The sequence below is a fragment of the Pseudomonas sp. PS01270 genome (assembly GCF_029959775.1).
GTDB lineage: Bacteria > Pseudomonadota > Gammaproteobacteria > Pseudomonadales > Pseudomonadaceae > Aquipseudomonas > Aquipseudomonas atacamensis.
This window is the reverse complement of record NZ_JASCPT010000060.1, coordinates 25,043-34,341: the sequence shown is the minus strand read 5'-3', so window position 1 is coordinate 34,341 and position 9,299 is coordinate 25,043. Positions and strand designations below refer to the sequence as shown.

Here is a 9,299-nt window from a genome sequence, read left to right as displayed (position 1 = left end):
TTTCCCCCCCCTTTTTTGGGCCCCGGGGCGCCCCCCCCGCCCACCCAGCCCCGCTCCCACATTTGCTCAACAGTGTGACTGAGATCAGCGATCCGAACGCATCAGTTCGGCAAAACCTTCTTCCGGCGCATACACCGCCGCGCGATTGCGTCCGGCATTTTTCGCCTGATACAACGCCGCGTCAGCGCGCTGGATAAACACTTGCGGGCTGTCGTTGCCGTGCGGAATAAACGCATAACAGCCCAGGCTCACGGTGAGATAACCGGTCGGCGACCCACTGTGGACGATGTGCTTGTCGATCACGCTGCGGCGAATCTGCCCGGCTATCGCCAGCGCGCCGTTGATGTCCGTGTCCGGCAACAGCACGGCAAACTCTTCGCCGCCATAACGCACCGCCAGATCCGACTTGCGCTGGCAGCAGGCCTTCACCACTTGCGCCACCTGCGCCAGGCATTGATCGCCGGCGACATGGCCGTACGCGTCGTTGTAGCGCTTGAAGAAATCGATATCGAGCATGATCAGGCTGACCGGGCTGACCTGGCGCGCGCCCCGGGCAAATTCAATGTCCAGCGAGCGCTCGAACAAGCGCCGATTGGCCAACCCGGTCAGGCTGTCGTGGGTGGCGATCTGCTCCAGCGCCAGTTGCGCCTTGCGCAGATTTTTCTCGATACGCTCGCCGTCGCGCACCTGATGAATGAACACCCAGCCGAACAGGCCAACCCCGAGAATCACCAGCGCGACAATCACGCTGGACTGAAATGCGCGGTCATACCAGCCCTGCAGAATCGTGTCTTGCGACGTCGCAGCAGAGACCACCAGCGGATACGAGGCGAGCTGTCGATAGCCATACAAGCGGGTCACGCCGTCGACCACGGAGTTGAGCATCGCGGTGCCAGCGTTAGCGTTCGGCAGCAGGGTTTGATAGATCTCGCCGTGGGCCACCGAGGTATTGATCAACGACTCATCAAAGGGCCGTCGCGCCAGCAAGGTGCCGTCGGTCAGCGCCAGAAACATGATGCCGCTGTCATCGAGGCTGAAGCTTTTGAAGAACTGATCGAAGTAGGACATGCGGATGCCCGCCATCAGCACGCCCTGAAAGTTGCCGAGCTGGTCGTTGACGCGTCTGGAAATCGGAATGATCCACTCGCCGTTTTCGCGGCTGCGAATCGCCGGGCCGATGTGCGCAACGGTCGAAGCATTCTGCTGATGGAACTTGAAATACTCGCGATCGGCCACGCCGTTGCCACGAGGCAGATCGGCGAACGAGGTGATGATCCACTGCCCTTCGCGATCGAAGAGAAAGATGCCATGCAGCTGATCCAGTTGCTGCGCGCGGCGGGCAAAGATCCGCTGTAACCGGGGTCGCTGCGCCGCCCCGTAACCATCGTCCTGAATCCAGTCGACCAGGCTGGTCATTACCAGATCCGCTGCACGCACAGTGTCCTCGGCCTGCTGCGCCATGGCCCGGGTCAGGTTGCCCGAAGCCATCTTCGCCACTGCCAGATCCTGACGCCGCGACTGCTCCAATTGCAGGTACAGCAGACCGCACAGGCACAGGCTCACCGCAACGATAAACAGCACCGCCGCTTTGCGAAGCGGCAACCGTTTGAGCGTGCCGGGGGCCTGATGCGGATCGTGAATGGGGATTGGCAAAAGCATGTCCTGGGCAGGTACGACAGGGGCGCGAGCCCGAAACCCTTGTATGTGTGAGCGTAGCCCACCGGGATGTACCGGGCAAACGCCCGCCTCCCGCCCAGTTATCGGCGCGTCGCGAGTTTGGATGATCGCTTTTCGTCGATTTATTTACGATTGCTTCTTTACGGTTAATCAGTTGTGCAGGGCCAGGCGTCGCATCGCGCTGGTCAAGTGTGCGCGGGCACTTTGTGCATCGCCTTCACGCATCTGTTCATAGGCGCGCTGCGCAATCGCATGAGGCACCGGTTTCAATTCACGTTGGGTTGCCATCGCCAGCAGCTGCACCTGCGCAGCGCGTTCCAGGTAATACAGATCGTCCCAGGCTTCGGCAATGGTCGGCGCGGCGACAATCACACCGTGGTTTTTCAGAAAGAGAATGTCGGCGTCGCCCATGACGCTGGCGATGCGATCGCCTTCGGATGCGTCCAGTGCGAGGCCGTTGTAATCCTCGTCCACCGCCGTCCGTCCGTAGAACTTCAGCGCGGTCTGCCCCAGCCACAGCAGCGGCGGGCCTTGCAACACGCACAACGCGGTGGCGTGCGGCATGTGCGTGTGGAACGCGACTTTTACCCGTGGCAGTTGTTGGTGCAGGCGCGCGTGGATATAGAACGCGGTTGCTTCGGGCTCGCCTTCGCCAGCGACCACGTTGCCGGCGAAGTCGCAGACCAGCAGATTTTGCGCGGTCACTTCCGAAAAAGCGTAGCCGTACGGATTGACCAGAAACAGATCATCATGCCCCGGCAGCATCGCCGAAAAGTGATTGCAGATGCCCTCCTCCAGCCCATGCAGCGCGGCCAGTTGAAAGCACGCAGCGAGTTCGTCGCGGGCGGTGATGATCGCTTCGGTTTCCAGATGCAGCGTTGCGCTTGGTCTGGCTTTGCCAGTGCCGCTCAAGATATGAGCCATGGCAATCCTCCTTAGGTCCAGCCGAGGGATTTGAACAGCGGCAGCACTTGATCGAGGCTGGACAGGATCGCGTCGGGGCGATAGTCCGGCAACAACTGACGACCCGTGCCGCGATCGATCCACACGCAACGAAAACCCATGTCCCGCGCCGCCGTGTGATCGAGCGTCGGGCTGGCGCAGATGTGCACCACTTCATCCCGGGTCACGCCCAATTGCTCATGAGCGTAGTCGAACAGGCGCGGCGCCGGTTTGTAGGCACCGGCCTGTTGCGCGGTGATCACCCGGTCGATATGGCCGCCGAGTTGCGCGACGTTACCGGCGATGATGTCGTCGTCGGTGTTGGAGACGATGCACAGCTTGAAGCCCAAGGCTTTGAGCTGCGCGAGGGTGTCGACCACTTCGGCAAATGGCGGCATGTTCGGGATGGCCGCCGCCAGACGCTGACTGTCCTCGGACTGGCTCGGCAAGCCCAGTTCTGCCAGCGCCAGTTGCAGGCCGAGTGTGCTCAGTTCGCGAAAGGAACGGTGCGGCGGTGTTTGTTCCAGACGATGCTCGTGACGGTCGTAGACTTCGATCAACTTAGCGGCGTCGACGGCGTGCTCGCCCTTGTCACTGAGTATTTTCTCGACCACGGCTTTCAGTCCTTCATCCCACTGAATCAGCGTGCCGTAGCAATCGAAGGTCAGCCATTGCGGGCGCGGCGTGTTGTTCAAGGTCATCGGTCGATTCCTCCAGAGTGAGGACTTCAGCTTATGAGCGTGCGGTGATAGTGTGAAATTAAATAAATACGCGATCGTCATTCGCAAATCCACTATCGGGAACGCCGCCATGCTGGATCTGGAATTGCTGAAAACCTTTGTCTGCGTAGTCGACGAAGGCAGCTTCACCCGCGCAGCCGAACGTGTGCACCGCACGCAATCGACGGTCAGCCAGCAGGTGCGCAAACTCGAGGATCTGGTCGGCCACCCGCTACTCCTGCGCGACCGCACCGGAGTGAACGTCGCGGTCACCGAACACGGCGAACTGCTGATCCACTATGCGCGCCGGTTACTGGCGCTGTCCGCCGAAGCCACGCAAGCGCTGGCCAGTGACGTCGACCTGGAAGTGCTGCGCATCGGCATGCCGGAAGACTTCGACGCCCGGCGCATGGCACTGATCCTCGCCGGCTTCACCCGCAACCATCCGCAAGCGCGCCTGGAAACCATCAGCGGCATGAGCCTCGACCTGCGCCAACGCCTCGACGCCGGCGACATCGACATTGCCCTGATCAAACGCGAACCCGACAGCGGCCCGGCATGGGCTACCTGGCCGGAACGACTGGTATGGGTCAAAGGCACCGAATTCGACACCTCCAGCGGCGTGCTGCCGCTGGCGCTGTTTCCGCAGGGCTGCCTGTATCGACAACGGGCGATTCGCCTGCTCGATGTAGCGCAGCGACCGTGGCGAGTAGCGTTCGGCAGCCACAGCCTGACCGGGATTCAAGCGGCGGTGGCGTCTGGGTTAGGGATTTCGGTGTTGCCGGTTTCGGCGCTATTGCCAGAACATGAGGTGTGCACGGATTTGCCGGAGTTGGCGCCGACGGAACTGGCGCTGGTTAGTCGTGAGGGAGTGTTGAGTGGGATGCAGCGGGGGCTGGTGGAGTTTTTGCGCGGGGAATTGGGGGTGGATGCGGGGGGATTTGCCTGAGTCCCCCGGCGATCTTTATTCGGGTTTGTTGATTTCGCGGAGCAGGTCGGCGGTGGGGATGTTCATGGTGTTTGAGTAGTAGGTTTTGTAGCCAAAGGCGGTGATGACGACTTTGCAGGGGATTTGGGTTTTATTGTATAGGAGGTTATTTAGCTCCGTTTTTGACAGGTGACGTTGTGAACTACGGTCGCTGGAGGTTTCAACCAGAAACGCGCTGGTGAGATAGGAAGATTTCTCTTTCTCTCTCTTGCTCACGTCTGAATCAATCAAACCTACGGCAGAAAATTGCATTGCTTTATCAACCGAGAAATCATGGTCATCCGCCAAGGCACACTCAAGCGTCCCTGACGCCATACCGACTCCCTCTCCACGATTAAAAAGATCCAGAACATCAACGTCCGATTGATATCGGATAGCGTACAACCGAAAACTTTCTCTTTCGACCGACACATAATTCAAATTTGCTGGAGGCTTCGCATGGTCTTTCGCACAGCCGGAACAAACGGCTAACAATGCGCAAAGCAAAAATCTGCACATCACGAAAACTCCCTCATGACTGATTCGAACAACAAATCGCTTGCGGATTTAGCTCCAGAGATAGGTGCGACAAATAGACCTTTAGCGTCTGCATGATTGGTATCTACGTTAGCATTAAGGGAAGGACCGCAAGATATGAGCCATTTTTCGCCAAAATCCGCTACACCATCTGAAGGATCTCTTTGAGTAGGCATCGCTCTGACGTTTATCCAATCCTCCGCAATGGGCTCGGGACGCTCACGATAGATATCCGAGCCTACCCACACCAATGCGCCTTCACCGACAGGGTCCAAAGTAATCAGCATAGGCACTCTGTACCCCCACTCCGACATTATTCTCGTAAGGTGCGCCCCATTCCACCCCCCAAGACTATGTCCAATAATGTAGATAGGGCAGCTTTTGTACGGTATCAGACTCAAAACATGTCGCTGAATATCTGACTTGCCTCTGACCTCGTTGTAGCCCAGCCACTCCGACTTGTATTTCCCCTCATCTTGTAACGACTCAGCACGCTTATTAAAGTCCAGCCACGCCCGTTGTATATTTCGATACGGCCCAGAGAAGTAATAACTCTCCTTATCCCCGGCCCCACCAATAAAAAGCACGATCACCTTGGTACTTTCCACCGGCACAGGCTTGGCGCTGACATCCTTCTTGTCGGTCAGCGTATGCTCCTTGTGCAGCTTGTAAGTGTTGCCCTTCGCGCACGTTACCGTCTCCGCAGCCATTGCCTCACTCCTCCAGAAACAGCTTGACGGTTTCAGGCAGGTGCGAACTGACTTCGTGAGTAAACCCGTCGGCATCAGACACGCCATGCTCCATGCGCCCGTCGGCGCGCTGGATCATATAGGGATGGTTGGGCATCGGTTCGCCAGTTACATTGTTGACCAGTTTCAACTTGTCGGTGAAGTGCACCGGCATCGGCAGCAGACCACTGAAAGGCGCCGCGACTACGGTGTCGCCAATGATCACCGTGCCTGAACCGCCGATGAGGACATTGCCGTGGCCACCGGTGCTGTCCAGCGTCGCCGCGTTCAAGCCATTGATGAACACGGTGCCACATACAGCGCCGCTGATCGCACTGCCGCAAGCGGACTTGTCGGTCATGCGCGCAGCCGCCAGTCCATCAAAATTGACATTCGGCGAGCCGCTGACGATCGGGTTGGTGCCGTGTCCCGGCAACGGGCAGGCGGTGGGGTCGGTGACGCGGGCAGCGGGTTTTCCGCTCATGAACAGCTCCTTGCAATGTGTCGTGCAGATCCTTTGAGGCGCGCAGCATGCGCGAATTTGCCCTCCCCTTCAAATCTTCAGGCAAAAAAAAGGCGCTCATGCGAGCGCCTCTTTTCCTGGGCCGTTACGGATGCTCAGCGTGCCGGCGGCACCCGAATGTCCCCCGCGCGGCACTGAGTCTTCACCCCTTTGCCACACGCGCCGAATTGCAAATCCTTGCCCATGCACACCCGCACTTCCGAGAGCTGCGGGCCGCTGCAAACCACCGCAATTCCATCCTCGGGAATACCCGGATTGGCCTTGCGAAACAGATCGACAATCTCCTGCGCTTCGAAGTAGTACGACGTCGAGCCGAACGGCTGCAACTCCTGCGGAATCTTCACCGCGCCGAGGGCCTGATCGGACTTGTCCAGATAGCCCTCCGCGCCGAGACCGCTGCAGGTGCCGTGCTTGGACCATTCGTGATCGAGGAGTTTTTTCGTCGGGTACATCGTCAGGCCCTTGCTGGTTTCTGCCGCCGATAGCCTGGTCAGCGGCGGACAGGATTCTGGCCAGCCGCCCTTGGCGTATTGCGGCCACAAACCGTGCAGGACAAAACCATAACCCTTGCCGGTGCACTGCGCGTCGTCCTTGTGCGACAGACAAAAAGTCGGCGACCAGGACAGCGCCAGCAGGTAGTAGTCGAACACCCCCGCCACCGATTCGGCCTGCGCTTTGTTCGACGCTGGCTGACGCGCCGAACTCATGCCGATGCTACCGGCCGTCAGCGCGATCAGCGCCAGAATTGTAAACAGCTTTTTCATTGACCCGTTCCTTGGGACGCCTGCGTCCGTGGTTTTCGTTGTTGGCCAGGCTTGGCCAGTGCTGATTTCGACACGCTTGTATTGCAAGCGCATGACGCAAGGCAAGGCCCTGCGCCGTGCAAAGGTCTACGCTGAACAGGCAGACATCCAACAAGGGAACCGACATGAGTAAAGCAGACGAACTCGCCGCCAGACTCAAGCAGACACGGCATACCCAGGCTGATGCGGCGCTGGAAATCGATTGCTGGCCTGCTCAGGTGTACGACTTGTACCACCGCATCGAAGCCTGGCTACAGCCAGTCACCGAAGTAGGACTGAAGATTCGGCGCAATCCTACGCACGTTTGCGAAAGTTCGCCGGACGGCGAAAGCCACGACTACGCCATCGATCAGTTGGTGATCGAAGCGAACAATCACAGTCTGATTTTCGATCCGATTGCGCGGTTTACCGAGGATGGTTGCGGACGTGTCGAGATCAAGGTGCCGGGGCGCGATCAGTCGTTGCTGCGCACGGTTGACGAGCATGGCGAAAGCCATTGGTGGTTGCAGACTATCGAGACCGGCCAGGAGCTGGATGCGATCGCGCTGACGGAAAACAATCTGCTGCAGGTGGTGCAGCAAGGGTTGAGCCTGTAAGCCGCCCAGGTTAACTGACAAAACTGTAATGTTTGCCTCAGCCAACTGAAAGCCGGGGCTGGCTAGTCTCTCTGTCATGAGCCAGACGGGGATTTCCAGCGCATGCCTTCCATTCTCACAAGACGCACTTTTGTCAAAGGCCTGGCCGCCGGTAGCTTGCTCGGTGGCCTCGGGCTCTGGCGGACACCGGTCTGGGCGCTGGACGGCGCCGCGCCCGTCAACGAACTGAGCGGTAACGAATTCGAGTTGTTCATCGGCGAAACCCCGGTCAATTTCACGGGTTCGGCACGCACAGCGATGACCATCAACGGCAGCCTGCCCGGCCCGCTGTTGCGCTGGCGCGAAGGCGATACCGTGACGCTGCGGGTGCGAAACCGGCTCACCGCCGACACCTCGATTCACTGGCACGGCATTCTGCTGCCGGCGAACATGGACGGCGTGCCGGGCCTGAGTTTCCACGGCATTGAACCGGGCGGCGTGTACGTTTACCAGTTCAAGGTTCGGCAACACGGCACCTACTGGTATCACAGCCATTCCGGGTTACAGGAGCAGGCCGGCGTCTATGGGCCGCTGGTCATTGAGGCCAAAGAGCCGGAGCCGTTCCAGTACGATCGCGACTACGTGGTGATGCTCAGCGACTGGACCGACGAAGACCCGGCCAGCCTGATGAAGACCCTGAAAAAACAGTCCGACTACTACAACTTTCACAAACGCACCGTTGGCGACTTTATCAACGACGTCAGTGAAAAAGGCTGGGGCGTCACGGTTGCCGATCGCACGATGTGGGCGCAAATGAACATGAACCCCACCGACATCGCCGACGTCAGTGGCGCCACGTATACCTTTTTGCTCAACGGCCAGGCCCCTGATGACAACTTCACCTTGCTGTTCCGTCCCGGCGAAAAACTGCGCCTGCGCCTGATCAACGGCTCGGCCATGACCTATTTCGATGTGCGTATTCCGGGATTGAAAATGACGGTGGTGGCTGCCGATGGCCTGCACATCAAACCGGTCAGCGTCGATGAACTGCGCATTGCCGTGGCCGAGACCTATGACGTGATCGTTGAACCTGAAACCGAGGCCTATACCCTTTTCGCCCAGGCAATGGATCGCACTGGCTACGCCCGTGGCACTCTCGCCACACGCGCCGGCATGTCGGCAGCAGTGCCGACGCTGGATCCGCGTCCGTTGGTGAGCATGGACGACATGGGCATGGGCGGCATGGATCACGGCAGCATGGACATGAGCGCCATGGATCACTCCGCCATGGGCCCGATGCAAGCCCATCCCGACAGTGAAAACAACAATCCGCTGGTGGACATGCAGGCCATGATCACCGCGCCAAAGCTTGACGATCCGGGCCTTGGCCTGCGCAACAACGGCCGCCGAGTGCTGACCTACGCCGACCTGCGCAGCACCTTCGAAGACCCGGACGGCCGCGATCCGAGCCGCACGATAGAGCTGCACCTGACCGGCCACATGGAGAAATTCGCCTGGTCGTTCAACGGCATCAAATTCTCCGATGCCGAGCCTCTACGTCTGAAATACGGCGAGCGCATCCGCCTGGTGCTGGTCAACGACACCATGATGACCCACCCGATTCACCTGCACGGGATGTGGAGCGATCTGGAAGACGAAAACGGCAACTTTCAGGTGCGCAAACACACCATCGACATGCCGCCCGGCAGCCGCCGCAGCTATCGCGTCACCGCCGACGCCCTCGGCCGCTGGGCCTATCACTGTCATCTGCTTTATCACATGGAAACGGGCATGTTCCGCGAAGTGCGGGTGGAAGAATGAAGAGGCC

At 59.2% G+C, this 9,299-nt stretch carries 10 protein-coding genes; 3 read left to right on the top strand and 7 right to left on the bottom strand.

The genetic code is table 11. The features are described from left to right. Positions 1-84: 84 nt before the first annotated feature. The 3 genes from QMX86_RS17045 to QMX86_RS17035 all read right to left on the bottom strand — a co-directional run bounded on the left by QMX86_RS17045 (position 85) and on the right by QMX86_RS17035 (position 3,320). Positions 85-1,653: a sensor domain-containing diguanylate cyclase gene (locus QMX86_RS17045; RefSeq protein WP_282384895.1), complete on the bottom strand. Its 1,569-nt coding sequence runs from the start codon at positions 1,651-1,653 to the stop codon at positions 85-87. A gap of 174 nt (positions 1,654-1,827) precedes the next feature. Beyond that, positions 1,828-2,601: an aldolase gene (locus QMX86_RS17040; RefSeq protein WP_282384897.1), complete on the bottom strand. Its 774-nt coding sequence runs from the start codon at positions 2,599-2,601 to the stop codon at positions 1,828-1,830. A gap of 11 nt (positions 2,602-2,612) precedes the next feature. Next, a complete protein-coding gene (locus QMX86_RS17035) occupies positions 2,613-3,320 on the bottom strand; it encodes a haloacid dehalogenase type II (protein WP_282384899.1) in 708 nt (235 codons plus the stop codon). A 109-nt stretch (positions 3,321-3,429) separates the two neighbouring features. Here QMX86_RS17035 and QMX86_RS17030 point away from each other — a divergent pair, with 109 nt between their 5' ends. Beyond that, on the top strand, positions 3,430-4,287 hold the full coding sequence (locus tag QMX86_RS17030) for a LysR substrate-binding domain-containing protein (RefSeq protein ID WP_073471406.1): 858 nt from the start codon (positions 3,430-3,432) through the stop codon (positions 4,285-4,287). 15 nt (positions 4,288-4,302) lie between these two features. Here the strand turns inward: QMX86_RS17030 and QMX86_RS17025 are convergent, their stop codons facing one another. The 4 genes from QMX86_RS17025 to QMX86_RS17010 all read right to left on the bottom strand — a co-directional run bounded on the left by QMX86_RS17025 (position 4,303) and on the right by QMX86_RS17010 (position 6,857). Further along, positions 4,303-4,824 (bottom strand): hypothetical protein, encoded by a 522-nt coding sequence (locus QMX86_RS17025; RefSeq protein WP_038861910.1) that lies wholly within the window; start codon positions 4,822-4,824, stop codon positions 4,303-4,305. Beyond that, on the bottom strand, positions 4,824-5,552 hold the full coding sequence (locus QMX86_RS17020) for an alpha/beta hydrolase (protein ID WP_073471407.1): 729 nt from the start codon (positions 5,550-5,552) through the stop codon (positions 4,824-4,826). The genes QMX86_RS17025 and QMX86_RS17020 overlap by 1 nt, the downstream gene beginning before the upstream one ends. 4 nt (positions 5,553-5,556) lie before the next feature. Beyond that, on the bottom strand, positions 5,557-6,084 hold the full coding sequence (locus QMX86_RS17015; RefSeq protein ID WP_282384924.1) for a PAAR domain-containing protein: 528 nt from the start codon (positions 6,082-6,084) through the stop codon (positions 5,557-5,559). Positions 6,085-6,188: 104 nt separating this feature from the next. Next, positions 6,189-6,857: a ribonuclease T2 gene (locus QMX86_RS17010; RefSeq protein ID WP_282384902.1), complete on the bottom strand. Its 669-nt coding sequence runs from the start codon at positions 6,855-6,857 to the stop codon at positions 6,189-6,191. 164 nt (positions 6,858-7,021) lie between these two features. On the opposite strand from QMX86_RS17010, the gene QMX86_RS17005 reads away from it, so the two are divergent. Beyond that, positions 7,022-7,492: a hypothetical protein gene (locus QMX86_RS17005; RefSeq protein ID WP_071173016.1), complete on the top strand. Its 471-nt coding sequence runs from the start codon at positions 7,022-7,024 to the stop codon at positions 7,490-7,492. Between the two features lie 102 nt (positions 7,493-7,594). After that, positions 7,595-9,292, top strand: a complete 1,698-nt coding sequence (locus tag QMX86_RS17000; RefSeq protein ID WP_282384903.1) for a copper resistance system multicopper oxidase — start codon at positions 7,595-7,597, stop codon at positions 9,290-9,292. Positions 9,293-9,299 lie beyond the last annotated feature (7 nt).

Coding starts and splice junctions, on each gene's coding strand:
- QMX86_RS17040 (WP_282384897.1), bottom strand. CDS start 2,601: ATGGCTCATATCTTGAGCGGCACTGGCAAAGCCAGACCAAGCGCAACG.
- QMX86_RS17035 (WP_282384899.1), bottom strand. CDS start 3,320: ATGACCTTGAACAACACGCCGCGCCCGCAATGGCTGACCTTCGATTGC.
- QMX86_RS17030 (WP_073471406.1), top strand. CDS start 3,430: ATGCTGGATCTGGAATTGCTGAAAACCTTTGTCTGCGTAGTCGACGAA.
- QMX86_RS17025 (WP_038861910.1), bottom strand. CDS start 4,824: ATGTGCAGATTTTTGCTTTGCGCATTGTTAGCCGTTTGTTCCGGCTGT.
- QMX86_RS17020 (WP_073471407.1), bottom strand. CDS start 5,552: ATGGCTGCGGAGACGGTAACGTGCGCGAAGGGCAACACTTACAAGCTG.
- QMX86_RS17010 (WP_282384902.1), bottom strand. CDS start 6,857: ATGAAAAAGCTGTTTACAATTCTGGCGCTGATCGCGCTGACGGCCGGT.
- QMX86_RS17005 (WP_071173016.1), top strand. CDS start 7,022: ATGAGTAAAGCAGACGAACTCGCCGCCAGACTCAAGCAGACACGGCAT.
- QMX86_RS17000 (WP_282384903.1), top strand. CDS start 7,595: ATGCCTTCCATTCTCACAAGACGCACTTTTGTCAAAGGCCTGGCCGCC.